The organism is Cupriavidus sp. FW305-26 (assembly GCF_058787975.1).
Map to the genome: position 1 here is coordinate 1 of NZ_JBYTAH010000089.1, position 24,852 is coordinate 24,852.

General features: G+C 68.4%; 25 protein-coding genes. 14 read left to right on the forward strand and 11 right to left on the reverse strand.

What is annotated here, in order from left to right:
• Positions 1 to 68 precede the first annotated feature (68 nt).
• The 5 genes from AC3WQZ_RS31535 (at position 69) to AC3WQZ_RS31555 (ending at position 5,877) form a co-directional block, all read left to right on the forward strand.
• Entirely contained in the window at positions 69 to 284 is a 216-nt protein-coding gene (locus AC3WQZ_RS31535; RefSeq protein ID WP_010808971.1) for an HP1242/YdcH family protein, read from the forward strand.
• A 13-nt stretch (positions 285 to 297) separates the two neighbouring features.
• Positions 298 to 1,410, forward strand: coding sequence for a polyphosphate kinase 2 (gene ppk2, locus AC3WQZ_RS31540; protein ID WP_010808972.1), 1,113 nt, complete (start codon positions 298 to 300; stop codon positions 1,408 to 1,410).
• 52 nt (positions 1,411 to 1,462) lie between these two features.
• Entirely contained in the window at positions 1,463 to 1,897 is a 435-nt protein-coding gene (locus AC3WQZ_RS31545) for a universal stress protein (RefSeq protein ID WP_010808973.1), read from the forward strand.
• A gap of 228 nt (positions 1,898 to 2,125) precedes the next feature.
• Complete coding sequence (mutS, locus tag AC3WQZ_RS31550; RefSeq protein WP_081050161.1) at positions 2,126 to 4,831, forward strand: DNA mismatch repair protein MutS; 2,706 nt, start codon at positions 2,126 to 2,128, stop codon at positions 4,829 to 4,831.
• Positions 4,828 to 5,877 (forward strand): hypothetical protein, encoded by a 1,050-nt coding sequence (locus AC3WQZ_RS31555; protein ID WP_010808975.1) that lies wholly within the window; start codon positions 4,828 to 4,830, stop codon positions 5,875 to 5,877. The genes mutS and AC3WQZ_RS31555 overlap by 4 nt, the downstream gene beginning before the upstream one ends.
• An 82-nt stretch (positions 5,878 to 5,959) precedes the next feature.
• Here the strand turns inward: AC3WQZ_RS31555 and AC3WQZ_RS31560 are convergent, their stop codons facing one another.
• Positions 5,960 to 6,487, reverse strand: a complete 528-nt coding sequence (locus AC3WQZ_RS31560) for an FKBP-type peptidyl-prolyl cis-trans isomerase (protein WP_026201125.1) — start codon at positions 6,485 to 6,487, stop codon at positions 5,960 to 5,962.
• Between the two features lie 11 nt (positions 6,488 to 6,498).
• Here AC3WQZ_RS31560 and AC3WQZ_RS31565 point away from each other — a divergent pair, with 11 nt between their 5' ends.
• Positions 6,499 to 7,704: a cupin domain-containing protein gene (locus AC3WQZ_RS31565; protein ID WP_174549450.1), complete on the forward strand. Its 1,206-nt coding sequence runs from the start codon at positions 6,499 to 6,501 to the stop codon at positions 7,702 to 7,704.
• Positions 7,705 to 7,903: 199 nt separating this feature from the next.
• Entirely contained in the window at positions 7,904 to 8,140 is a 237-nt protein-coding gene (locus AC3WQZ_RS31570; protein WP_037024358.1) for a hypothetical protein, read from the forward strand.
• Positions 8,141 to 8,233: 93 nt separating this feature from the next.
• On the opposite strand, the gene AC3WQZ_RS31575 is transcribed toward AC3WQZ_RS31570, so the two are convergent.
• The 7 genes from AC3WQZ_RS31575 to AC3WQZ_RS31605 form a co-directional block, all read right to left on the reverse strand.
• On the reverse strand, positions 8,234 to 9,022 hold the full coding sequence (locus AC3WQZ_RS31575) for an MBL fold metallo-hydrolase (protein WP_010808978.1): 789 nt from the start codon (positions 9,020 to 9,022) through the stop codon (positions 8,234 to 8,236).
• Positions 9,023 to 9,089: 67 nt separating this feature from the next.
• Entirely contained in the window at positions 9,090 to 10,316 is a 1,227-nt protein-coding gene (gene bamC, locus AC3WQZ_RS31580; RefSeq protein WP_010808979.1) for an NlpB/DapX family lipoprotein, read from the reverse strand.
• 48 nt (positions 10,317 to 10,364) lie between these two features.
• Positions 10,365 to 11,249 (reverse strand): 4-hydroxy-tetrahydrodipicolinate synthase, encoded by an 885-nt coding sequence (gene dapA, locus AC3WQZ_RS31585; protein ID WP_010808980.1) that lies wholly within the window; start codon positions 11,247 to 11,249, stop codon positions 10,365 to 10,367.
• Between the two features lie 137 nt (positions 11,250 to 11,386).
• Positions 11,387 to 11,965, reverse strand: a complete 579-nt coding sequence (locus tag AC3WQZ_RS31590) for a class I SAM-dependent methyltransferase (RefSeq protein ID WP_010808981.1) — start codon at positions 11,963 to 11,965, stop codon at positions 11,387 to 11,389.
• A 16-nt stretch (positions 11,966 to 11,981) separates the two neighbouring features.
• Positions 11,982 to 12,647, reverse strand: a complete 666-nt coding sequence (locus AC3WQZ_RS31595) for a site-2 protease family protein (RefSeq protein WP_010808982.1) — start codon at positions 12,645 to 12,647, stop codon at positions 11,982 to 11,984.
• 79 nt (positions 12,648 to 12,726) lie between these two features.
• Positions 12,727 to 13,350: an L-threonylcarbamoyladenylate synthase gene (locus AC3WQZ_RS31600; protein WP_492301894.1), complete on the reverse strand. Its 624-nt coding sequence runs from the start codon at positions 13,348 to 13,350 to the stop codon at positions 12,727 to 12,729.
• A gap of 71 nt (positions 13,351 to 13,421) precedes the next feature.
• A complete protein-coding gene (locus AC3WQZ_RS31605) occupies positions 13,422 to 14,267 on the reverse strand; it encodes a 3',5'-nucleoside bisphosphate phosphatase (RefSeq protein ID WP_058696905.1) in 846 nt (281 codons plus the stop codon).
• A gap of 170 nt (positions 14,268 to 14,437) precedes the next feature.
• Here AC3WQZ_RS31605 and AC3WQZ_RS31610 point away from each other — a divergent pair, with 170 nt between their 5' ends.
• Positions 14,438 to 15,523, forward strand: coding sequence for an NAD(P)/FAD-dependent oxidoreductase (locus AC3WQZ_RS31610; protein WP_010808985.1), 1,086 nt, complete (start codon positions 14,438 to 14,440; stop codon positions 15,521 to 15,523).
• 16 nt (positions 15,524 to 15,539) lie between these two features.
• On the opposite strand, the gene AC3WQZ_RS31615 is transcribed toward AC3WQZ_RS31610, so the two are convergent.
• Positions 15,540 to 16,439 carry an alpha/beta fold hydrolase gene (locus tag AC3WQZ_RS31615; protein ID WP_010808986.1) on the reverse strand — a complete coding sequence of 300 codons (900 nt, stop codon included), beginning with the start codon at positions 16,437 to 16,439 and terminating at the stop codon, positions 15,540 to 15,542.
• Between the two features lie 169 nt (positions 16,440 to 16,608).
• On the opposite strand from AC3WQZ_RS31615, the gene AC3WQZ_RS31620 reads away from it, so the two are divergent.
• The gene (locus AC3WQZ_RS31620) at positions 16,609 to 18,339 is read left to right on the forward strand and encodes an acetate--CoA ligase (protein WP_492293334.1); all 1,731 of its coding nucleotides are present in this window, start codon (positions 16,609 to 16,611) and stop codon (positions 18,337 to 18,339) included.
• Here AC3WQZ_RS31620 and AC3WQZ_RS31625 read toward each other — a convergent pair.
• Complete coding sequence (locus tag AC3WQZ_RS31625) at positions 18,336 to 19,223, reverse strand: LysR family transcriptional regulator (RefSeq protein WP_011614926.1); 888 nt, start codon at positions 19,221 to 19,223, stop codon at positions 18,336 to 18,338. The genes AC3WQZ_RS31620 and AC3WQZ_RS31625 overlap by 4 nt on opposite strands.
• 113 nt (positions 19,224 to 19,336) lie before the next feature.
• Between AC3WQZ_RS31625 and AC3WQZ_RS31630 the strand changes: the two genes are divergently transcribed.
• Positions 19,337 to 20,539, forward strand: a complete 1,203-nt coding sequence (locus tag AC3WQZ_RS31630; protein ID WP_439671509.1) for a serine hydrolase domain-containing protein — start codon at positions 19,337 to 19,339, stop codon at positions 20,537 to 20,539.
• A gap of 39 nt (positions 20,540 to 20,578) precedes the next feature.
• Positions 20,579 to 21,784, forward strand: a complete 1,206-nt coding sequence (locus tag AC3WQZ_RS31635) for an MFS transporter (protein WP_492301896.1) — start codon at positions 20,579 to 20,581, stop codon at positions 21,782 to 21,784.
• Positions 21,785 to 21,801: 17 nt separating this feature from the next.
• On the opposite strand, the gene AC3WQZ_RS31640 is transcribed toward AC3WQZ_RS31635, so the two are convergent.
• Positions 21,802 to 22,683, reverse strand: coding sequence for a ferritin-like domain-containing protein (locus tag AC3WQZ_RS31640; protein WP_081050162.1), 882 nt, complete (start codon positions 22,681 to 22,683; stop codon positions 21,802 to 21,804).
• Positions 22,684 to 22,820: 137 nt separating this feature from the next.
• Here AC3WQZ_RS31640 and AC3WQZ_RS31645 point away from each other — a divergent pair, with 137 nt between their 5' ends.
• From AC3WQZ_RS31645 to AC3WQZ_RS31655, 3 genes are all read left to right on the forward strand, one after another.
• Positions 22,821 to 23,345: a gamma carbonic anhydrase family protein gene (locus AC3WQZ_RS31645; RefSeq protein WP_010808992.1), complete on the forward strand. Its 525-nt coding sequence runs from the start codon at positions 22,821 to 22,823 to the stop codon at positions 23,343 to 23,345.
• A gap of 39 nt (positions 23,346 to 23,384) precedes the next feature.
• On the forward strand, positions 23,385 to 24,386 hold the full coding sequence (gene hslO / locus AC3WQZ_RS31650; RefSeq protein WP_011614922.1) for an Hsp33 family molecular chaperone HslO: 1,002 nt from the start codon (positions 23,385 to 23,387) through the stop codon (positions 24,384 to 24,386).
• A 104-nt stretch (positions 24,387 to 24,490) separates the two neighbouring features.
• On the forward strand, positions 24,491 to 24,852 hold a 362-nt coding region (locus tag AC3WQZ_RS31655), incomplete at its 3' end, for a hypothetical protein (protein WP_492301899.1).

The following is a 24,852-nucleotide window of genomic DNA, read 5'->3' on the forward strand; positions in this document are numbered from 1 at the left end:
ACCCTGCCCTCCCCAAAATGAAACCATGCGCCACGCCCCGTGCGCGCGGATCCATCAGGAGAGCCAGCATGTTTCCCGAATACCGCGACCAGATCACCACCCTGAAGACCCAGGATGCCCGCTTCGCGCGCCTGTTCCACCGCCACAACGCGCTGGACCAGGAAATCCACAACATGGAGTCGGGGCTGGTGCCGGCCTCCACCTTCGAGATCGAGCGGCTGAAGAAAGAGAAACTCCTGCTCAAGGACCAGCTCTACGCGATCCTGCGCAACACCGCAGCCTGACGGAGGACCGCAGATGACAGATCGCGACACCATCCAATCCTCCCACACCGCCACCGCGCCACGTGCCCGCGCCACGGCCAGGGGTGACGTGCTGCCCACCAACTCGGCGCTTTCAGCCCAGCGCAACGAAGTCGACAGCGCCGTCGACGCCTCGGTGCAGCTGGCGGCCAGCAGCATGCAGGACATCCTGGCCAGCCGCGCAGGCAACGGCGCCGACATGCTCGACGCCATGCGCACGCTGCTTGACGGCCTGGCGCCCGACGAGGCCGCGCAGCTGCGCAGCCTGATCCTCGAAGGCGATCCCGCCGCGTGGCAGGCCGGCCGCAAGCGCCACCCGGACGACGAGCTGTCCGCGGGCTGGCGCGAAGGCGCGTACCCGTACCAGAACCTGATGTCGCGGCGCAATTATGAAAAGCAGAAGTACCGCCTGCAGGTGGAGCTGCTCAAGTTCCAGGCCTGGGTGCGCGAGACCGGCCAGCGCGTGGTAATCGTATTCGAAGGGCGCGACGCCGCCGGCAAGGGCGGCACCATCAAACGCTTCATGGAACACATGAACCCGCGCGGCGCGCGCGTGGTGGCGCTGGAAAAACCCACCGAGGCCGAGCGCGGGCAATGGTACTTCCAGCGCTATGTGCAGCACCTGCCGTCGGCCGGCGAGATCGTGCTGTTCGACCGCTCCTGGTACAACCGCGCCGGCGTTGAGCACGTGATGGGCTTCTGCTCGCAGCGCGAATACCAGGACTTCCTGCAGCAGGCGCCGGACTTCGAGCGGCATCTGGTGCGCAGCGGCATCCACCTGTTCAAGTTCTGGTTCTCGGTCAGCCAGAAGGAACAGCGCCGGCGCTTCCGCGAGCGCGAGATCCACCCGCTCAAGCAATGGAAGCTGAGCCCGGTCGACCTTGCCTCGCTGGACAAATGGGACGAATACACCCAGGCCAAGGAGGCCATGTTCGCCCACACCGACACCGCCGATGCGCCGTGGACGGTCATCCGCTCGGACTGCAAGAAGCGCGCGCGGCTCAATGCGCTGCGCGCCATCCTGTCGCGCTTCCCCTACGGCAACCGGGACACCACTGCCATCGGGCAGCCCGACCCGCTGATCGTGGGGCGCGCGCTGGCCAATTGAACTTCGCCCCCTACTCCCGCACTTCTTCCGTTTTCCCTTTACCAAGGCCCCTATGTTCAAGCACATCCTGCTGCCCGTCGACGGTTCCGAGCTTTCCCACAAGGCCGTGTCCGCCGCCATCCAGTTTGCCCGCACCGCCTCCGCGCGCCTGACGCCCTACATGTGCGTGGAGACCTACCCCTACATGGTGGGCAGCGACAGCACCCATGAGCGGCGCGAAGTGTTCCAGCAACGCGTGGAAGCACTGGCGCGCCAGGAACTGGTCAAGATCGAGGCCGCGGCGGCAATGGCCGGCGTCCCCTGCGCGGGCCACGTCTCGGCCGCCAGCGCCCCGTATCACGGCATCATCAACGCCGCGCGGGACCTCGGTTGCGACGTCATCTTCATGGCCTCGCACGGCCGCAAGGGCATCAGCGGGCTGCTGCTGGGCAGCGAGACGCAGAAGGTACTGACACACAGCGACGTGCCGGTGCTGGTGTTCCGCTGACGGCACGCCGCTGACCCCGCCGCCGGGCCGGCTCCGGCCCGCGCGGCGCGGCAACCGCTGCCCCGTGCTGTACCATATCGTCCATATTCGAAAACGCCCCTTCGCGCCCCGGCCCCGGGCCGTCGGATGACCGCCCGGACGCCCCGCGCGGCCGCTATCCGGCTTGCGCAAGGCGGCGATCCGAGCGGAGCGGGCGGCATCACGCAGGCCCACCGCCAGACAGGCTGAATGGCAATGGGATTGCAGAAGAAAACCGACCCGGAACAGGCGCAGGCAGATTCGGCCGCAAGCCGCCACACGCCAATGATGCAGCAATACCTGCGCATCAAGGCAGACCACCCCGACACCCTGCTGTTCTACCGCATGGGTGACTTCTACGAACTCTTCCACGACGATGCCGAAAAGGCCGCGCGCCTGCTCGACATCACGCTGACCGCGCGCGGCGCCTCCAATGGGGTGCCGATCCGCATGGCCGGTATCCCCTTCCACTCGGCGGACCAGTACCTGGCGCGCCTGGTGAAGCTGGGCGAATCCGTGGCGATCTGCGAGCAGATCGGCGACCCGGCCACCAGCAAGGGGCCGGTGGAGCGCAAGGTGGTGCGCATCGTCACCCCGGGCACGCTCACCGACGCCGCGCTGCTGCCGGACAAGGCCGATACCTTCCTGATGGCGGTGCACCAGCAGACCACGCGCCGCGGCGTCAGCAAGACCGGGCTGGCATGGCTGAACCTGGCCAGCGGCGAGCTGCGCCTGATGGAATGCGAAGCAGCGCAGCTGGGCCGCGAGCTGGAGCGCATCCGCCCGGCCGAGCTGCTGTATGCCGATGGCATCGAGCTGCCCGCGCTGGCGTGCGCGCGTACCCGCCTGCCCGAATGGCATTTCGACCAGGACGCCGGCACGCGCCGGCTGCGCGAGCAGCTGGGCGTGGCCAGCCTGGACCCGTTCGGCTGTGCCGGGCTGGGTGCCGCGCTGGGCGCGGCCGGCGCGCTGCTGAACTACGCGGCCACCACGCAGGGCCAGTCGTTGCGCCATGTGCAGGGCGTGAAGGTCGAGCGCGAATCGGAGTACGTCGGCCTGGATTCCGCCACGCGGCGCAACCTGGAACTGACCGAGACCCTGCGCGGCGGCGAGTCGCCGACGCTGTTCTCGCTGCTGGACACCTGCTGCACGGCCATGGGCAGCCGCGCGCTGCGCCACTGGCTGCACCACCCGCTGCGCGACCCGGCGCTGCCGCAGGCACGCCAGCAGGCCATCGGCGTGCTGATCGACCAGGGCACCGATGCCCTGCGCACGGCGCTGCGCCGGCTGGCCGACGTCGAGCGCATCACCTCGCGGCTGGCGCTGCTCAATGCGCGGCCGCGCGACCTGTCCTCGCTGCGCGACACCTTGCGCGCGCTGCCGGACGTGCAGGCCTGCATCCGAGATGACCAGGGCAGCACCTTGCTGGCGCAGACCCTGCACGACCTGGCCGTGCCGCAGGACTGCCTGGACCTGCTGGTGCGCGCCGTGGCCGAAGAGCCGGCCACCGTGGTGCGCGACGGCGGCGTGATCGCGCGCGGCTACGATGCCGGACTGGATGAACTGCGCGACATCTCCGAGAACTGCGGCCAGTTCCTGATCGACCTGGAAACGCGCGAACGCGCCCGTACCGGCATTGCCAACCTGCGCGTCGAGTTCAACCGCGTGCATGGCTTCTATATCGAGGTCACCAACGGCCAGGCCGACAAGGTGCCCGACGACTACCGCCGCCGCCAGACGCTGAAGAATGCCGAGCGCTACATCACGCCTGAGCTGAAGGCCTTCGAAGACAAGGCGCTGTCGGCGCAAGACCGCGCGCTCGCGCGCGAGAAGCAGCTCTACGACGGCCTGCTGCAGGCGCTGCTGCCGCACATCGGCGAGTTGCAGCGGGTGGCGGGCGCGCTGGCGCGCCTGGACGTGCTGACGGCACTGGCCGAGCGCGCACAGACGCTGGACTGGTCCGCGCCTGAGCGCGTCGCCGAGAACGTGGTCGACATCGTGCAGGGCCGCCACCCGGTGGTCGAAGGCCAACTCGCGGCCGAGTCGGTGGCGTTCATCGCCAACGACTGCCAGCTCAACGAAGCGCGCAAGCTCTTGCTGATCACCGGCCCGAACATGGGCGGCAAGTCGACCTTCATGCGCCAGACCGCGCTGATCGTGCTGCTGGCCTGTGTCGGCGCCTACGTGCCGGCGCGGCGCGCGGTGATCGGGCCGATCGACCGCATCTTTACCCGCATCGGCGCCGCCGATGACCTCGCGGGCGGCCGCTCCACCTTCATGGTCGAGATGACCGAGGCCGCCGGCATCCTGCACCACGCGACCCCGGCTTCGCTGGTGCTGATGGACGAGATCGGGCGCGGCACGTCGACCTTCGACGGGCTGGCGCTGGCCTGGGCGATCGCGCGTCACCTGCTGTCGCACAACCGCAGCCATACCCTCTTCGCCACGCATTACTTCGAGCTGACGCAGCTGCCGCAAGAGTTTCCGCAGGCAGCCAACGTGCACCTGTCGGCGGTCGAGCATGGCGATGGCATTGTCTTCCTGCACGCAGTGCAGGACGGCCCCGCCAGCCAGAGCTACGGCCTGCAGGTAGCGCAGCTGGCCGGCGTGCCGCAGCCGGTGATCCGCGCCGCGCGCAAGCACCTGGCCTGGCTGGAGCAGCAATCGGCCGACGCCACGCCCACGCCGCAGCTGGACCTGTTCGCGGCACCGCCAACGCCGGATGACGACGAGGACGACTTCGGCGCTGCCCCGTCGGCCGTGCCCGCGCCGCTGGCACCCACGCTCGCACCCGAACAGGCCGCGCTGGTCGATGCGCTGGCCAACCTGGATCCCGACACCCTGACGCCGCGCGCAGCGCTGGAGGCGCTGTACCGGCTCAAGGCACTGGCAGGCGAGGCGCTCGACGCCGCATGAACGCTGCACGCCGTGCCCTGCTTGCCATGCTGCTGCCGCTGCTTTGCACGGCCGGCATGGCATCGGCCGCGCCCGCGGGCCGCGCCGGCAAGGCACCGGCCAGGCCAAAGCTGACGCGCATCGCGCTGATCGCCGACCTGCCCCAGTGGCCGGCCGCGGAGGCCAACGCGGCGGCACTGCTCGACTACTTCGGCGAGCGCAAGCTGGACCTGGTCATTCATGCCGGCGGCATCAAGGGCGATACGGAGTCGTGCAGCGATGCGGTGCTGGGCAACCGCCAGCAATTGCTGGACCAGTCGCCGCTGCCGCTGGTCTACGTGCCCGGCGAGACCGACTGGTCCGAATGCCGGCTGCCGGTCAACGGCGGCTTTGACGCGGTCGAGCGCCTGAACCGGCTGCGTGAGCTGTTCTTCCCCGAGGACGCCACGCTCGGCCGGCATCCGCGACCGCTGCACCGGCAGTCGGACCAGGCGCTGTTCCGCAGCTTCCGCGAGAACATGCGCATGGAGGTGGCCGATATCCTGCTCGTCGGCATGAACCTGCCGGGTGACAACAACCACTACCGCGACGAAGGCGGGCGCAACGGCGAGTTCGAGGACCGGCGCGAGGCCAACCGCCAGTGGCTGGCGCGCGCGTTCTCGGTGGCGCGGCAACGCGACCTGAACGGCATCGTGGTGGTTGTCCACGCCGACCCGCATTTTGCCAACGGCTGGGAGAAGAAAGGCCGCCCGACGCTGCTGGACGGCTTCATGCGCCACCGCACCCGCGACGGCTACCTGGAATTCAAGCGCCAGCTGCGCGAGCTGGCCGGTCGTTTCCGCGGCCAGGTGCTGCTGGTGCATGCGGGCGGGAACGGGGCCAACGGGGCGGACAACGGCTTCGGCATCGACAAGCCGCTGCGCGATGCGGCCGGCAAGGTCATGCAGAACTTCACGCGTGTGTCACTGCCCGCCAACACGGTCTCGCAATGGGCCGAACTGGTGATCACGCCGGGCGCGGCCTCACCGTTCGCGGTCATGCTCAAGGACGCACCGGCACCGCGCTGAGACCGCTCGCCGGCCCGACAACGAAAAAGCCGGCTGCGGCCGGCTTTTTCCTGGGGTGCGGAATACGAACCGTGCAGCGCGATCAGTGCAGCGTGCGCGGCGTGTCGTCGTCCTCATCCTCATCGACGACTTCAACGCCCGAGGCGCCATGGGCGTGGCCGTGCTCGATTTCCTCGGCGGTGGCCTCGCGGACTTCGGAGACCTTCAGCCAGAAGCGCAGCGCCATGCCGGCCAGCGGATGGTTGCCATCCAGCACGACCTTGTCCTCGGCCACGTCGGTCACGGTGTAGATGACGGAGTCCTCTTCGTCGCCATCTTCGGGCATGCCTTCGAACTGCATGCCGACTTCCAGCGGCTCGGGGAAGCGGTTGCGCGGCTCGACCTTCACCATATCGGCGTCATAGTCGCCGAACGCGTCTTCCGGCTCCAGCTGCAACTGGGTCTCGAAGCCCGCGTCATGACCGTCGAGCGCTTCCTCGATCTTGGGGAACGTGCCATCATACCCGCCGTGCAAATAAACCATGGCTTCATCTGACTCCTCGATCAGATTGCCTTGCGCGTCCGACAGCTTGTACATCACGGACACCACAGTATTCTTAGCGATTTTCAATTCTTGACTCCATGAACGATTCCGCATTATACGCGCAGGCCCTGCCCCCTGGCCCCGTCGATCCAGACACTCCGCTCGACCTGCTTGGTGGCATGACGCCTGCTGCATTCATGCGGGATATCTGGCATCGCAAGCCCCTGCTGATTCGACAGGCAGTACCCGGAATCGTGCCGCCTGTGTCGCGCGAGGCTCTTTTCGACCTGGCCGACAGCGATGACGTCGAATCGCGCCTGGTGACGCACTTCCGTAACCGCTGGAAACTCGCGCATGGCCCATTTGCGCGCGAAAACCTGCCCGGCGTCAAGGCCCGCCAGTGGACCCTGCTGGTGCAAGGGGTAAATCTGCATGACGCCGCCGCGGCGGAACTGATGGGCCGCTTCCGTTTCGTGCCGGACGCGCGCCTGGACGACCTGATGATCAGCTACGCCACCGACGGCGGCGGCGTGGGCCCGCATTTCGACTCCTACGACGTGTTCCTGCTGCAAGTCTCGGGCCGGCGCCGCTGGCGCATTTCGTCGCAGACCAGCCTTGAGCTGATCCCGGACATGCCGCTGAAGATCCTCGCCGACTTCAACGCGGAACAGGAATGGGTGCTCGAACCCGGCGACATGCTCTACCTGCCGCCGCAATATGCGCACGATGGCATTGCCGAAGGCGAATGCATGACCTGCTCGATCGGCTTCCGCGCGCCGGCCTACCGCGAGCTGGCCGGGCATTTCCTGGCCTGGCTGTCTGAAACGGTCGAAGACAATGAAGACCTCGGCGGCCGTTATGCCGACGCCGGCGAGCGCGCCGCCACGCGGCCCGCGCAGTTACCCGCCGGCATGGCCAAGGCAGTCGCCGAGCGGCTCAAGGCGTTGCAATGGAATAGCCAGATGGTGTCCGAATTCCTCGGCAGCCATCTGTCAGAACCCAAACCTGGCGTTGAATTTGCAGAGATACCCGACATGCCGTTGCGCCGTTATGCGACACTGGCGGCCCGCCATGGTGTGGTACTGCCATCAGCATCGATTGCGCTTTACGACCGCGCGAATTTCTTCCTCAATGGAGAAGCCTACGAGCCGCCGGCCGAACTGATGCAATGGCTGAAAAAGTTGGCCGATTATCGGCAGCTTAGTAGCGAGGATGTTGCGGCTTGCGCGGACCTACCCGATCTGATGGAAACTTTCCATCACTGGACGCTGGAAGGATGGCTGCAATTGGGCCCGCGGCTGTAATAATACGTAACATTGCGAATCAGTAAATTTCGGCGCTACACAAGCCGGGAAAACGCGGATATAATTGTTGGCTGGCTAGTACTGTGGACCATTGCATTTATCGGGACCCGGGAGGGCCTCTATTTTGCAGTTCAAGAGCGATAATTACCGGTAATTATTCATCGCCTGTTTTCCGTTATTACAAGTTAAAGGACGAACAATGAAGAAGTCTCTCCTGATCGCATCGCTGCTGGCCGCTGTTGCTCTCGCCGCTTGCGGCAAGAAGGAAGAAGCTGCCGCTCCGGCCGCTGACACGGCTGCTCCGGCTGCTGCCGCTCCGGCCGCTGAAGCTTCGGCTCCCGCTGCTGAAGCCCCGGCCGCTCCGGCTGCTGCTGCTCCGGCTGCTGACGCTTCGGCTCCGGCTGCTGACGCTTCGGCTCCGGCTGCCAAGCAGTAATCGGTTCCTGACCGATGAAAAAACCGGCCTTCGGGCCGGTTTTTTTATTTGGGCGCTGCTACCGCACTGCGCCCTGCCGAATCCACGCATCCCTCAGGCGCGCACCGCCTGCCAGTCCAGGCCCTCGTCCTGGTCTGCCACCAGCACCTCGGACGGCAACGCACCCAATGCCATTGCCAGCGCCCCCGTTGCCAGCTCACGCGTATTGTTCTGCTTGCTGAGGTGGGCCGCGACCACGCGGTTCAGGCCGGCATGGGCAACTTGCGCCAGGATACTGGCCGCCACTTCATTGGCCAGGTGGCCGAAATCCCCGCCGATGCGCCGCTTCAGCGAAGCCGGATAGACCGAATTGCGCAGCATCTCGCGGTCATGGTTGCATTCCAGCACCAGCGCATCCACGCCTGCCAGGCGCGCCGTCACGTAAGGCGTCTCCATGCCTGCATCGGTCAACACACCCAGCCTTGCCTGCCCGTCCGACAAGACGAACTGCAGCGGCTCGCGCGCATCGTGCGGCACGGTGTACGGCAGCACCTGCAGTCCGCCGATGGCAAAGGCATGGTCGGCGCCGCAGACGCGCACGTCGGCCGCATCGGCGCCGCGCAGGTGCGAGGTCGCCAGCCAGGTGCCGTGGCTGGTATACACCGCCAGGCGGTGGCGGGCGGCAAAGGCGTAGGCCGAGCCGACGTGGTCGCCATGCTCGTGCGTCACCAGCACGGCGTCGAGCTGGTCCGGCGCGACGCCCAGGCGCTCCAGGCGCCGCGCGGTCTCGCGGATGCCGAAGCCGCAGTCGAGCAGCACGCGCGTGGTGGTGGTGTCTTCGCGGGATTCGATCAGCAGCGAGTTGCCCTCGCTGCCGCTGCCGAGGAAGGCGAAGCGCATCATGGCCGCGCCCTCCCCGCCAGACACCGGCCAGGACGGCCGGCTGGCATGCCAGCAGTCATGCGCCGGCTCAGTGCAGTTGCTCGTCGATCAGCGACAGGATGCGCTTGCCGATTTCGCCGTTCTCAGGCTGGCCGGCATCGTTGAGCACCGTCACCAGCGTGCCGCTGCCCGTGCCCTTGAGCGACACGCGATACTTCTTGGCGGTCTTGGAATCTTCCGGCTTGGTGAACAGCTTGGAGAAGAAGCCACGGCTGTCGGCAACGGTGCGCGGGTCGACATAGCGCACGTAGTACAGGCCCTGGCCGCGGTCGCGGTCTTCAACCGTGAAGTTCACGCGGTCCAGCGACAGGCCGACCGAGCGCCAGGCGCGGTCGAACGGTTCGGGCAGCTGCAGCGCCGGAGCGCCGTTGACCTGGGACAGGTACGACTTGGCCGGCGCGGCGCCATCGGCACCAGCAGCAGCGCCAGCAGCGGCGGCCGTGCCCGCAGCGGCTGCGGCATTGCCCGCCGCCGCCGGGTTCTTGGCCATGCGGTCGGCTTGTTCCTTCTGCACGCCCAGGCGCTGGGCCAGGCGCGACAGGAATTCGGCTTCCAGCTCAGGATCGGCCGGACGCGGGGTCCAGACCGTGCTCGACTTGTCGATGCCGGTCAGCTGCTCCTGCGCACCGCGGTGGCTGATGAAGACCTCCAGCGTGCCGTTCTGCGAACGCTCGACGCGGGTGCGGAACTTGTCGCGCTCCGAGGTCGAGTACAGGCCGTCGAAGACCTTGCCAATGGTGTTGCGGATGATGTCCTGCGGGATCTTGGCGCGGTTCTCGGCCCAGTCGGTTTCCATGATGCCGGTCTCGGGCGAGTCCTGCACCAGCAGGAAACCGCTTTCCTGCCAGAAGCCGCGCAGCTGCTGCCACAGCTGGTCGCCGCGCATGCCGTTGCTGATCACCAGCCAGCGCTGGTTGCCGTCGCGCTCCATGCGGATACCCTGGGCGGAGGGCAGCACGTTCTCGCTCGGGGACTGCTCGCGCACCTTGGTGGCCTGGCTGTACGTCGACAGCGTCGAGGTGCCGTTCGCATCGGGCACCGAATAGCGGCGATCGCCCTCCAGCTTGGTCAGGTCGGGCGGGATATCCAGCGTAGGCGTGCGCTTCGAGGCCGACGACTTGTAGTCGATCTTGTCCGGCTGCATCGCTTCGTTGATGCTGCTGCAGCCGGTGATCACGCCAGCGGCGAGCACGGGCACAACCAGGGCGGCGCGGCGGACTTGCGTCGCGCCGCGGCGGTTAAGCTTCAGTTTCATTGACACGCAATCCTAGTAGGTGGTGCGACAGCAGGACGCCGCGAAAGATCAGGCCAGCAGGCCGGCGGCGGCCAGTGCCTTGCGTACATAGTCGTGGTTGGCCTCGGATAGAGGGGTCAGCGGCAGGCGGATACCGCCTTCCATCCTGCCCATCTGCTGGAGCGCCCACTTGACCGGGATCGGGTTGGCCTCGATGAACATGGCCTTGTTCAGCCCGATCAGCTCCATGTGCAGGCGGCGCGCGGTGACGACGTCGCCCTTGAGCGCCGCGACGCACATCTCGTGCATCTTGCGCGGTGCCACGTTGGCGGTGACCGAGATATTACCGTGGCCGCCCAGCAGGATCAGCGCAACCGCGGTGGGGTCATCGCCGCTGTAGATGGCAAAGCCTTCCGGCGCGTCCTTGATCAGCTGCGCGGCGCGGTCGATATTGCCCGTCGCCTCCTTGACGCCGACGATGCCCGGCACCTGCGCCAGGCGCAGGATGGTCTCGTTGTTCATGTCCGCGACCGTACGGCCCGGCACGTTGTACAGCAGCACCGGCAGCTCCACCGCTTCGGCGATGGTGCGGAAATGCCGGTACATGCCTTCCTGGGTCGGCTTGTTGTAGTACGGCACGACCTGCAGCGACGCATCGGCGCCCACCTTCTTGGCGAAGGCGGTCAGCTCGATGGCCTCCTTGGTGGAGTTGCCGCCGGTGCCCGCGATGATCGGGATGCGCTTGCCGGCCTGTTCCACGGCAACGCGGATCAGTTCGCAGTGCTCCTCGACGGAAACCGTCGGGGACTCGCCGGTGGTGCCCACGATCACGATGCCGTCGGTGCCTTCGGCCACGTGCCAGTCGACCAGTGCGCGCAGGGCCGGGAAGTCCAGGCTGCCGTCTTCATGCATCGGGGTAACGATGGCGACAATGCTGCCGGTAATCTGTGTCATAACGTTAAGGAATTCGGGATGCGAATAACGGGATTGTACCGGAACCGCAGGCCGCCTCGACCGCCGCCCGGACAGGGGTTGATACCAACTGTTTCAACGTGTGCAGCGGCATTCTCGCCGACAGCGCCGTGCCTGGCTCAGGCGTCGAGCCGGTAGCGTGCCGGCGCGGGCGCATCGGCGCCGCCAGCCGCCTCGCGCACCGCACATATCCGCTGCACGAAGGCTGTTTTCGGCACTTCGACCAGGCCATCCTCATAGGCGACTACGCGCAGGCCATGCTGTCGCGCCACTTCGAGCAATTCGCCCGGCCGCAGCAGGAAATCCGGCCGCGACGGCTTGCCGACGGTTTCATTGCCCGCGGCAAAGGTTTCATAAATCCACATGCCGCCGGGCGCCAGTGCCGCCGCCAGGTGCGGCCACAGCGGCCGGTGCAGGTAGTTGGTGACGACGATGGCGTCGAACGGCGCCTCGCCGGCCAGCGGCCAGGCGCCCTGCTCCAGGTCGGCCACCCGGCCGGTCACGCCGGCTGGCAGGCCGGCGATGGCCTCGCCGTCGCGGTCAACGGCCAGCACCGTGTGGCCGCGTGCCGCCAGCCAGGCGGCATGGCGGCCGCTGCCGCAGGCCAGGTCCAGCACCCGCGCGCCGGGGCGCAGCAGGCGGGCCCAGCGGGCAACCCAGGGGGATGGCGCCGAAAGCCCGGCATGCGATAGCGTCATGGCGTTCCCCTGCACGTCAATGCAGCAGCATCACGATCGGGCGCAGCATCAGCTCGATCAGCGACATCAGCACATTGACCACCGGCGTCATCCAGATCGTGGTGATCACGCCCGCGGCCACCAGCGCCAGCACCACGAAGATGCCGTACGGCTCGATGCGCGACACCGCGCGGGCAATGCCCTGCGGCAGCAGCGCGGTCAGCACGCGGCCGCCGTCCAGCGGCGGCACCGGGAACAGGTTGAAGGCCGCCACCACCAGGTTGACGCGCACGCCCGCCAGCGCCATCTCGCCGAAAAACGGCTCGCGCACGCCGCCCCAGGTCAGGCCGATGGCCAGCAGCACCCAGACGAAGGCCTGCACCACATTGCTGGCCGGCCCGGCCAGCGCCACCCACATGCCGTGCCAGCGCGGGTTGCGCAGGCGCTCGAACGCCACCGGCACCGGCTTGGCATAGCCGAACACGAACTGGCCGCTGGTCATGATGTAGAGCAGCAGCGGCACCGCGATGGTGCCGATCGGATCGATATGGCGGATCGGGTTCAGGCTGACGCGCCCGAGCGCATAGGCCGTGTCGTCGCCGAAAAGCTTGGCCACGTAGCCATGCGAGGCCTCATGCAGCGTGATGGCGAACAGCACCGGCAGGGCATAGACCGCGAAGGTCTGGATAAGGGAGGAATCCATGGCCCCTATTGTAACGGCCCGGCGCCGCCCAGGCGCACGCTCGTGCACCCGCCAGGCGGGGTGGCAGCGCCCGGGGAAGTCAGAGCCCGAAGCGCCCGACGTCGCCGCGGCCCGCGCGGATCAGCTCGGGCTCGCCGCCGGTCAGGTCGATCACCGTGGTCGGCTGCGCCGGCGCCGGGCCGCCGCACACCACCAGATCAAGCTGCTTCTCCAGCCGCGCGCGGATTTCCGCCGGGTCGTTGAGCGGCTCTTCGTCGCCCGGCATCTGCAGCGTGGCCGAGATCAGCGGCTCGCCGGTCTCGCCCAGCAGCGCCAGCGGAATCGCGTGTTCAGGCACGCGCACGCCGATGGTCTTGCGCGCCGGGTGCGACAGCCGCCGCGGCACCTCCTTGGTCGCCTCCAGGATGAACACGTACGGGCCCGGCGTGGCGCCCTTGAGCCAGCGGTACTGCCGGTTGTCGACGCGCGCAAAGTTGCCGAGCTCGGACAGGTCGCGGCACATCAGCGTCAGGTGGTGGCGGTCATCGATGCCGCGCAGCCGGCGCAGGCGCTCGACGGCGGCCTTGTCGTCGAGCCGGCAGGCCAGCGCATAGCTGGAATCGGTCGGCAGCGCAATCAGGCCGCCCTTCTGCAGGATCTGGGCGGCCTGATTGACCAGGCGCGACTGCGGATTGAGCGGATGGATCTCGAAGTACTGTGACATGGACCAGGGTGGCGGATTCGGACAGATCGGAGCGGAATCTGGGGGGTACCCCGGCCAGGCCGGGCTTGCACCTACCAGTCGTGCCAGACCGGCGTCACCGTCGACGGCAGCGGCGGCAGCTTGCCCAGCTCAACGCGCCCTTCGCCAGGGCCGTGGAAGTCCGAGCCACGCGAGGCCAGCAGCCCGTAGTGGCGGGCCACCGCGGCATAGCGGCGGTACTGGTCGGGCGTGTGGCTGCCAGTCACGACCTCGACGGCGCCACCGCCCAGGGCGGTGAATTCATCGAACAGCGCGTCGTGCTGGGTATCGGTGTAATTGTAGCGGCCCGGGTGCGCCATCACGGCGATGCCGCCGGCGGCGCGGATCCAGCCGACTGCGTCGGCCAGGCTGGCCCAGCGGTGGCCGACATAGCCGGGGCGGCCTTCCGACAGGTACTCGCTGAAGACCTCGCCCACGGTGGCGCAACGGCCCTGGTCGACCAGCCAGCGCGCAAAGTGCGTGCGCGAGATCAGGTCCGGGTTGCCCACGTGCTGCAGCGCCCCTTCATAGGCGCCTGTGATGCCCACTTTTGCCAGCGCGTCGGCAATATCGCGCGCGCGGCGCGCGCGGCCCGAGCGGGTATCGGTCAGGCCGTCGATCAGTTCCGGGCAGTGCGGGTCGATCTGCAGGCCGACGATATGCACGGTCTGCCCGGCCCAGGTCACCGAGATCTCCACGCCCGGCACATAGCGCATGCCGAATTCCTCGGCCGCGGCACGCGCCTCGGCCTGCCCGCCCAGTTCGTCGTGGTCGGTCAGGGCCCAGAACGCGACACCCGCGTCGCGGGCGATTTCCGCGATGGCGCGCGGCGCCAGCGTGCCGTCGGACACGGTGGAATGGCAATGCAGGTCGGCATTGATGGCGTGGGCGTTTTGCATGGGGCCATTCTACTCCCGTCGTCCCCTCCATGCGTGACGCCGGCGCCCCCTGGAAAGCCATGCCAAAGCCCTGCCGGCAACGCTGGCGTGGGCGGAAACGGGCGATGTGCGGGGTATAGTCGGGCCTTGCACCGTCTTTTTGCGGGCACCTGGCGTGCCCGCCATGCCCAATGTCCACCGCTACCCCTCTCGCACCAACCCCCGTCACCACCACCGATGTCCTGATCGTGGGCGCCGGCCCGGTCGGGCTCTTTGCCGCGTTCCAGGCCGGCGTGCTCGGCCTCAGATGCGAGCTGATCGATGTGCTCGACCGTGCCGGCGGCCAGTGCACCGAGCTCTATCCCGAAAAACCGATCTACGACATCCCCGCCGTGCCGGGCTGCCTGGCGCAAGACCTGGTCGACCGGTTGCTGGAGCAATGCGCGCCGTTCGCTTTCCCGATGCACTTCGGCCAGCGCGCGGAGAGCCTGTCCGAAATCCCGCGGCAGCCGGCACCTGACGGGCATGCCGCCCATGAGCGCCTGCTGGTCACCACTGACGGCGGCAAGCGCTTCGATGTCTCTGCGGTGCTGATCTGCGCCGGCGCGGGCGCGTTTGCGCCGCAGCGTGTATCGCTGCCGGAAGCGCCGGCACTGGAAGGCCGCCACGTGCACTACGCCGTGCGTGATGTGTCGCGCTTTGCCGGCAAGCGCGTGGTGGTGGCCGGCGGCGGCGACTCGGCGCTGGACTGGGCGCTCGCGCTGCGCAAGGTGGCCGCGCGCGTGACTCTGCTGCACCGGCGCGAAGGCTTCCGCGCGGCCGACGGCACCGTCGCGGAAATGCGCGAGGCAGTGGCGGCCGGCGAGATGGATTTCGTGGTCGGCATGCTCGGCGCCCTGCGCACCGAAGGCCAGGACGGCCCGCTGACCGAGGTCGAGGTGCGCACCCGCGACGGCAGCACGGTGCTGCCCGCCGATGAACTGGTGGCGCTGTACGGCCTGGTGTCCGAGCCGGGCCCGATCGCGCAGTGGGACATGGACATGCGCGCCGGCCGCATCCTGGTCGACACCACCACTTATGAAAGCTCGCGCCGCGGCATCTTTGCCGCGGGCGATATCGCCTACTACACCAACAAGCAGAAGCTGATCCTGTCAGGCTTCCACGAGGCCGCGCTGGCGTTGCGCCGCGCCTACCACTACGCCTTCCCGGAAAAGGCGCTGGTGCACGTGCACACCAGCAACAATGCCGCGCTGAAGGAAAAGCTGACGCACGCCTGAGCGGCGGCGCCAGCGCTCACACCGCGCTACAGAACGATTCCACCAGCTCCGCCACCGCCGCGGGCTGGTCGTGATGCAGCATGTGGCCGGCATCATCGACCACGGCTTCACGGAAGTCGCGGAAGGCGCGGAAGCGCTCCTTGAATTCGTCGATGGCCTGCTTGTGGGCGATATTGCGCAGCGTTTCAGAATCGCGCGCTTCCACATGCAGCACTGGCGCGCTGACCTGCTCCCAGATCGCCATCACCTCATCGAGCCGGTACAGCATCGGGTTGACCAGCTTGTGCGCCGGATCTCCCAGGATCTCCCAGCGGCCCTCCGCATTGCAGCGCGACCAGTGCGCGGCCAGGAAGGCGGCACGGTCGTCGGGCAAGCGCGGGTTGGTCTTCTGCAGCCGGGCGGCAACGCCGTCCACGCTGTCATACGTCTTCAGCGCCGAGCCGGTGCGCAGTTCGTCGAGCCAGCGCGCATAGCGCTTCGGCGCATGCACCGGCCGCGTCGCCGTCATACCGAAGCCCTCCAGGTCCACCACGCGGCGCACGCGCTGCGGGCGGATGCCGGCATACAGGCAGATCACGTTGGCGCCCATGCTGTGGCCGACCAGGTCGACCTGGCCGTCGGGCTCATAGTGGTCGAGCAAGGCCTCCAGGTCGGCGATATAGTCGGCGAACCAGTACGACTGCGTGCCCGGGTAGCGCGTGGGCCAGTCGCTCTCGCCAAACCCGCGCCAGTCCGGCGCAATCACATGCCAGTCGCCGCGCAGGTGGTCGACCAGGAACTGGAACGACGCGGACACGTCCATCCAGCCATGCAGCATGAACAGCTTGCGCGCGCCGGGCTGGCCCCAGTGGCGCACGTGGTAGCGCAGTCCGCGCAACGTGATAAATTCAGACCGCGAGGTTTCCTTGATTGTCATTGTCTCCACCCTTGCGCGCGGGTCTTCCTGCCGCCGGGCGCGGCGCCACGGGGGCTGGCGAGGGAAGCCCACGCAAAATAGAACGATCGTTCGCTTGCGCGCATTATAGCGGCCGCCGCCATTCCGGGGGCCCCGTGGCCGCGCGAGCCGGACCTACCGGAGACCTTGGATGGCCGCAGCTGCGTTGCCGGCAAGCCGGCGCGACGACTATCGCGCCCTGTATGAATCCTTCCGCTGGGAAATCCCCCCGCATTTCAATATCGCCGAGGCCTGCTGCGGGCGCTGGGCGCGCGACCCGGCCACGATGGACCGCATCGCGGTCTATACCGAGCATGAGGACGGCCGCCGCAACGCGCATACCTTTGCCCATATCCAGGCCGAAGCCAACCGCCTGTCGGCGGCGCTGCGCGCACTGGGCGTGGCGCGCGGCGACCGCGTGGCAATCGTGATGCCGCAGCGGATCGAGACCGTGATCGCGCATATGGCAATCTACCAGCTCGGCGCCATCGCCATGCCGCTGTCGATGCTGTTCGGGCCCGAGGCGCTGGCCTACCGTATCGCACACAGCGAAGCCAATGTGGCGATCGCGGACGAGACTTCCATCGACAATGTGCTGGCCGCGCGCCCGGAATGCCCGACGCTGGCCACCGTGATTGCCGCCGGCGGCGCGCATGGCCGCGGCGACCACGACTGGGACGTGCTGCTGGCCGCGCAGCTGCCGACTTTTGTCGCCGAGCAGACCAAGGCCGACGAGGCCGCGGTGCTGATCTACACCAGCGGCACCACCGGCCCGCCCAAGGGCGCGCTGATCCCGCACCGCGCGCTGATCGGCAACCTGACCGGCTTTGTCTGCTCGCAGAACTGGTATCCGCAGGACGACGACGTGTTCTGGAGCCCGGCCGACTGGGCCTGGACCGGCGGCCTGTGGGATGCGCTGATGCCGGCGCTGTATTTCGGCAAGCCCATCGTCGGCTACCAGGGCCGCTTCTCCGCCGAGCGCGCCTTCGAGCTGCTGGAGCGCTACGCCGTCACCAACACCTTCCTGTTCCCGACCGCGCTCAAGCAGATGATGAAGGCCTGCCCCGAGCCGCGGCAGCGCTACGACATCAGGCTGCGTGCGCTGATGAGCGCCGGCGAGGCCGTGGGCGAGACCGTGTTCGGCTGGTGCCGCGATGCGCTGGGCGTGATCGTCAACGAGATGTTCGGCCAGACCGAGATCAACTACATCGTCGGCAACTGCACCGCGCAGAACGACGACAAGCAGCTGGGCTGGCCGGCACGACCGGGCTCGATGGGGCGTCCCTATCCGGGCCACCGCGTGCAGGTGATCGACGACGAAGGCCAGCCCTGCGCGCCGGGCGAGGACGGCGAGGTCGCGGTATGCGCCACCGACAGCGCCGGGCATCCGGACCCGGTGTTCTTCCTCGGCTACTGGAAGAACGAAGCCGCCACCGCGGGCAAGTACGCCGAGCGCGACGGCCTGCGCTGGTGCCGCACCGGCGACCTGGCGCGCGTCGATGCCGATGGCTACCTGTGGTACCAGGGGCGTGCCGACGATGTGTTCAAGTCCTCGGGCTACCGCATCGGGCCGAGCGAGATCGAGAACTGCCTGCTCAAGCATCCGGCGGTGTCCAACTGCGCCGTGGTGCCCTCGCCCGACCCCGAGCGCGGCGCCGTGGTCAAGGCCTTCGTGGTGCTGACACCGTCGGTGGCGCGCTCGTTCGACAGCGACGCGGCGCTGGTCACGGAGCTGCAGGCGCATGTGCGCGGCCAGCTGGCGCCGTATGAATACCCGAAGGCGATCGAATTCATCGACCAGCTGCCGATGACCACCACCGGCAAGATCCAGCGGCGCGTGCTGCGCTTGCTGGAGGAAGCGCGCGCGGGCAAGCGCGCCTAGGCAGGAAAGACCCGCTCGCAGAGGAAATCGACCAGCGCCCTCACCTTGGGCGAGGGATGCCTGCTCGCCGGCCAGAGCACGTGAAAGGCCTTGGCTGGCCCCACATGGCCAGCCAGTACCTGGCACAGGCTGCCATCGGCGAGCTGCTCGCGGATGGCGAAATCCGGCAGGCAGGCAATGCCCAGGCCGCGCAGCGCAAAACACAGGCGCGTCTCGATGTTGTTGCAGATCATCGATGTCGGCAGCGCCAGCTCGGGCTCGCCCGGCGCGCGCCGCAGCGGCCAGGCCTCGAGCTTGCCGGTGTGCGGGAAACGGTAATGCAGGCAGGCATGGCCGGTCAGGTCGGCAGGCAGCTTCGGCGTGCCACGCTGCGCGAGGTAGTCGGGCGATGCCACCAGCATCGCCTGGAACGCACCCAGCCTGCGTGCCGACAGGCGCGAGTCGGCGGGCTCGCCGGTGCGGACCACCGCATCGAAGCCCTCCTCGATGACATCGACCAGCTGGTCGGTGAAATCCAGGTCCAGCTCGATGTCCGGATACGCGCGCATGAAGTCGCCCAGCACGGGCAAGACCAGCGAACTGACCAGCGGCAGGCTCACCCGCAGGCGGCCGCGCGGTGCCGCGGTGGCTTCGGCCAGCTCCAGCTCCGCCGCTTCGATCTCGGCGAGCACGCGGCGGCTGCGCTCCAGGAACAGCGTGCCTTCGGCGGTCAGCGTCACGCTGCGCGTGCTGCGGTGGAACAGCCGTACGCCGAGCCTTTCTTCCAGCCGCGCCACGCTCTTGCCGACGGCGGAGGCCGACACCCCAAGCAAGCGCCCCGCCGCGACAAAACTGCGGGTCTCGGCCACCTGCACAAACACTGCGAAGCCACTGAGGCTGTCCATGATGCCCCCGATTGCGGACACAAAGTTCCGGAGAAAAAGGAACTGTAGCCCACTTTTTCTTTAATGGCCGGGTCCTTATCGTGAGCGGGTTGTTCATTGAACAAGGATTCGCTGTGTCCCTCCCCACGATTGCACCGCCCCCGGGCGTGTCCCCTGCATTCCCCGCGCCCGTGAGTGCGCGCATCGACGCCGTGGTCCGGCAGGCGCTGGAGCAACGGCGACTGGTCGGCGCCGTCGTGCTGGTCAGCCGTGACGGCGAACTGGTCCACCGGCAGGCGGCAGGCCTGGCCGATCGGGAAAGCGGACAGCCGATGCGCATGGATGCGGTCTTCCGGCTGGCTTCGGTAAGCAAGCCGATCGTCTCCGTGGCGGCACTGGTGCTGGTCGCACAAGGCCGGCTCGAGCTTGACCAGGGTATCGACCGCTGGCTGCCTGAATTCCGCCCGCGCCTGGCCGATGGCCGACCGGCACGTATCACGGCGCGGCAACTGCTCAGCCATACCGCGGGGCTGGGCTATCGCTTCTTCGAGTCCGGCGAAGACGGACCCTATGCCCGCGCCGGCGTCTCCGACGGCATGGACGACGCCACCATCAGCCTGGCGGAGAACCTGCGGCGCATCGCCAGCGTGCCCTTGCTGTACGAACCGGGTACCGCGTGGGGCTACTCGCTCGCGACCGACGTGCTGGGCGCGCTGATCGAGCGCGTCCATGGCACGCCGCTGGACACCGCAGTGCGGCAGCTGGTGACCGGCCCGCTGGGCATGGCCGACACCGGCTTCGTGGCACACGACGTGCACCGCGTGCCGACCCCGTACGTGAACGACAGCCCGCACCCGCACCGCCTGCGCGAAGGCGAAACCGTGCCCGTGCTCGAAGGCACGGTTGGCATTCCCTACAGTCCCGCACGCATCTTCAATGCGCGGGCCTTCCCCTCCGGCGGGGCGGGCATGGCGGGCACGGCGCAAGACTTCCTGTGCCTGCTGGAGAGCTTGCGCCAGGGCGGCGGCGCGTTGCTGCCATCCGCCCTGGTCGAGGACATGGCGCTCGACCAGACCGGCGGCCTGGACCTGCCCGATGCGCCGGGAACCGGCTTCGGGCTGGGCTTCTCGGTGCTGCGCGATCCGCGCCGGGCGGGCTCGCCGGAAGCCGCCGGCACCTGGCGCTGGGGCGGGGCCTACGGCCACGCCTGGTTCGTCGACCGCAGCCAGGGGCTGAGCGTGGTGGCGTTCACCAACACGCTGTACGAGGGCATGTCCGGCCGCTTTGTCACCGACCTGCGCGACGCGGTCTACGGTGTCGCCCCCACAGCCGCGTAACCATCCAGGCAACACATCAGTCCTTATCCAGGCGCCAACATGACCACAGCCACCAACACGCTTGCGAACGATGCACAGCCGGACACGCGGCCTGCGCGGCTACCGCTTCCGGCACTGCTTGCGCTTGCCGTCGCAGGCTTCATCACCGTCCTGACCGAGGCCTTGCCGGCGGGGCTGCTGCCGCAGATCGGCGCGGGCCTTGCCATCTCCGAGCCGCTTGCCGGCCAGCTCGTCACCATCTACGCCTTCGGTTCACTGGTGGCCGCCATGCCGCTGACGGCAGCTACGCAAGGGCTGCGGCGACGGCCGCTGCTGCTGCTTGCCATCGCGGGCTTTGCCGTCGCCAACGCCGTGACGGGCTGGTCCGGCAGCTATGTCCTGACGATGGCGGCGCGCTTCGTTGCGGGGGTCTCGGCCGGCCTGCTGTGGGCGCTGCTGGCTGGCTATGCCGCGCGCATGGTTCCCGATCACCTCAAGGGCCGGGCCATTGCTGTCGCAATGGTTGGCATCCCCCTGGCCTTGTCGCTGGGCGTGCCATCCGGGACCTTCCTCGGTGCGCTCATGGGCTGGCGCGCGTGCTTCGGCATCATCAGCGTGCTGACGCTGGGACTGATTGCCTGGGTGCTGGCCAGCGTGCCGGATTTTGCCGGCCAGCCCGCCGGCCAGCGGCTGCCGATCGCGCGCGTGTTCACCGTGCCGGGCGTGCGTCCGGTGCTGTTCGTGACGCTCGCCTTCGTGCTGGCGCACAACATCCTCTACACCTATATCGCGCCGTTCCTGCGAGCCGGCAACGCCGGGGCACGGCTTGACCTGGTCCTGTTCGTGTTCGGCGTGGCCTCGCTCGCCGGCATCTGGATCACCGGCGTGCTGATCGACCAGTGGCTGCGGGCGCTGACGCTGGCCAGCACGCTGCTGTTCGGGCTTGCGGTGCTGGCGCTTGGGGCCGGAGGCGGGCACCCGGCCGTGGTCTATGCCGCGGCCGCGATCTGGGGCCTGGGCTTCGGCGGCGTTTCCACGCTGTTCCAGACGGCGCTGGCGAAGACCGCCGGCAAGTCCGCGGACGTGGCCCAGTCGATGCTGGTCACGGCCTGGAACATTGCCATCGCCGGCGGCGGCGTCATCGGCGGGCTGCTGCTCGATGGCTTCGGGATCGGCGCATTCCCGCCCGTGCTGGCTGCGCTGCTCGCCGCAACCTGGCTGGCGGTCTGGTCGGCGCGCAAGCATGGCTTTCCGCCGCGCGGCTGAGGCACTGGGCGGCAGCACTAACCGGCCGATGCCTCCAGCCAGGCCAGTTCCTCTTCATCGAAGCCCGCAGCGCGCCGCGCATCGAGATTGAACGGCCCGCGCAGCTTCGGCGCGCGGTACTGCCCGGCCAGCTGCGCGTAGGTGGCAACGGGGTCCAGGCCGCGCTGCGCGCACAGCCAGCGGTACCAGTGGTTGCCGATGGCGACGTGGCCGACCTCGTCGCGCAGGATGATGTCGATGATGGCCGCGGCGGCGTGGTCGCCTGCGCCGGCCAGCCTGGCGCGCACCGGCGGCGACGCATCGAGCCCGCGCGCCTCCAGCGTGCGCGGCACCAGCGCCATGCGCGCAAGCACGTCGCCGGCGGTCTTGTCGGTCATCTCCCACAGGCTGTTGTGGGCAGGGAAGTCGCCGTAGGCCGCGCCCAGCGTGCCAAGGTGGTCGGCCAGCAGCGAGAAGTGGTACGCCTCTTCATCGGCCACGCGCAGCCAGTCGCGGTAGTAGCCGGGCGGCATGCCGGCGAAGCGCCAGGCCGCGTCCAGTGCCAGGTTGATGGCATTGAACTCGATATGGCACAGCGCATGGATCATCGCCGCGCGCCCGGCCGGGGTATGCAGCGAGCGGCGCCGCTCGACGTCCTGCGGCGCCACCAGCGGCGGCCGCGCGGGGCGGCCGGGGATGGCCTGGCCGGCATCGGCCTGGATCGCCTCGCCGGCGGCAAGCGCCTCGTCCGGCAATGTCGTCACATGGCGGTAAAGTGCCCGCGCCGCCACGGACTTTTCCCGAGGATCCGTCATGCACAACACCGCCAGCGCCTGGTGGCGCGGCGAAAGTGACGGTTCGGGCAAGGCGGCGGCGGGTGTTTTTTCTGGCATGAGCGTAAAATCCGGGTCTGCCGCCATTGTAGGGCCTGGCCGGTGCCCGACTGCCGGGCAAGCCGCGCAGTCGCCGTGGCGCCGCGCGCCCGCACTCCACCCTGGCCCTTTAAAGTCCGGCGGCAACCCCCACTTCAACAAAAGCCTTTCGTGCAGGAGACCCCATGGCGCTTTACCAGCTCGGCGACGTCAAGCCCAATATCGACAGCGATGCCTACGTGGCCCCCGAAGCCACCGTCATCGGCAACGTGACCCTCAAGTCCCGCGCCAGCGCCTGGCCCGGTGTCGTGATCCGCGGCGACAACGAACCGATCGTGGTGGGCGAGGACACCAACATCCAGGAAGGCTCGGTGCTGCATACCGACCCGGGCTGCCCGCTGACCCTGGGCGACAAGGTCTCGATCGGCCACCAGGCCATGCTGCATGGCTGCACCGTAGGCGAAGGCTCGCTCATCGGGATCCAGGCCGTGGTGCTGAACCGCGCCGTGATCGGCAAGGAATGCCTGGTCGGCGCCGGTGCCGTGGTGACCGAGGGCAAGGTCTTCCCGGACCGCTCGCTGATCCTGGGCGCGCCGGCCAAGGTGGTGCGCCAGCTGACCGACGCCGACGTCGCCAACCTGTACCGCAACGCCGAGACCTACGCCACCCGGCAGGCCATGTACAAGCAACAGCTCAAGCGGATCGGCTGACGACCGCGGCGGCACTTACCGAATCATCGACAGATTATTGTGACCGATACCACCACCCCCGACACCCTGCAGAAATTCCTGTTCGACGCGGCTCCCGTGCGCGGCGAGCTGGTGCGCATGGAAGCCACCTGGCAAGAAGTGCTGGGCCGCCACAGCTACCCCGCACCGGTGCGCCGGCTGCTGGGCGAGATGATGGCCGCCGCGGCGCTGCTGTCGGCCAACCTGAAGTTCAACGGGGCGCTGGTGATGCAGCTGCACGGCGACGGCCCGGTGCGCATGCTGGTGGTGGAATGCCTGTCCGACCTGTCGATGCGCGCCACCGCCAAGCTGGCCGAGGGCGCGCACATCGCCGACGACGCCACGCTGGCGCAGATGGTCAACGCCCACGGCCACGGCCGCTTTGCCATCACGCTGGATCCGAAGGACAAGCTGCCGGGCCAGCAGGCGTACCAGGGCATCGTGCCGCTGGCCGACGCGCATGGCCCGCTGGGCTCGATCAGCGCCGTGCTCGAGCACTACATGCAGGCGTCCGAGCAGCTCGACACGCGCCTGTGGCTGGCGGCGGACGACCACGTCGCCGCCGGCATGCTGCTGCAGAAGCTGCCGGCCTACGGCGGCACCGCGGAAGTCGGCGAGACCGGCGCGCCGCTGGCCAGCCATGCCCGCGCGCAGGACCTGGACACCTGGGACCGCGCCGTGCAGCTGGGCGCCACGCTCAAGGCCGACGAACTGCTGGCCGAGACCCCCGACACCCTGCTGCGCCGCCTGTTCTGGGAAGACCTGCAGGCCGCCGGCCTGCGCGTGTTTGAGCCGCTGACGCCGCATTTCCATTGCTCCTGCTCGCGCCCCAAGGTGGCCGGCATGCTGCAGTCGCTGGGCCAGGAAGAGATCGAAGGCATCATCGCCGAGCGCGGCCAGGTCGAGATCCACTGCGACTTCTGCGGCCTGCGCTATGAGTTTGATCCGGTCGACTGCGCCCAGCTGTTCTCGGCCACCCATATCGCCACCGGCGCCGGTGCCGGCGCGCACCAGCACCACTGAGCGGCAGGCGCGGGGCGGCACGGCGGAAACAACCGCCTTGCCGTCCTGTCCAACGGCTGTACGATGGCAGCATCCAGCTGCCCCAAGCGCGCCTGAGAACAGCCATGTCCGCCCGAGCCACCCCCTCCCTGCCTGAATCTCCCGCCATCGTGCCGGCCGTGCTGCGCGGCCTTGCCGCCTGCGCCACGATCGTCGCACTACTGCTGGCCGCCGGCTGCGCAGAGCTGCCGCGCGACGTCAACGGCTCGCCGCCCACGGCGCGGCTGGCGCCCAACGCCATCCCGCCAGCGCCGCTGACCGCCGACGACAAGCAGAAGCTCGACACGCTGAACCAGCAGATACTGCGCGAGCAGGCCGCCGCGATCGCGCTCGACCAGCAGGCCGCGGCCGCGCGCGCGGCTTATGGCTATCCGAACACCAGCTGGAACCTGTATTACGGGGGATGGGGTGGTGGCCACTGGGGCGG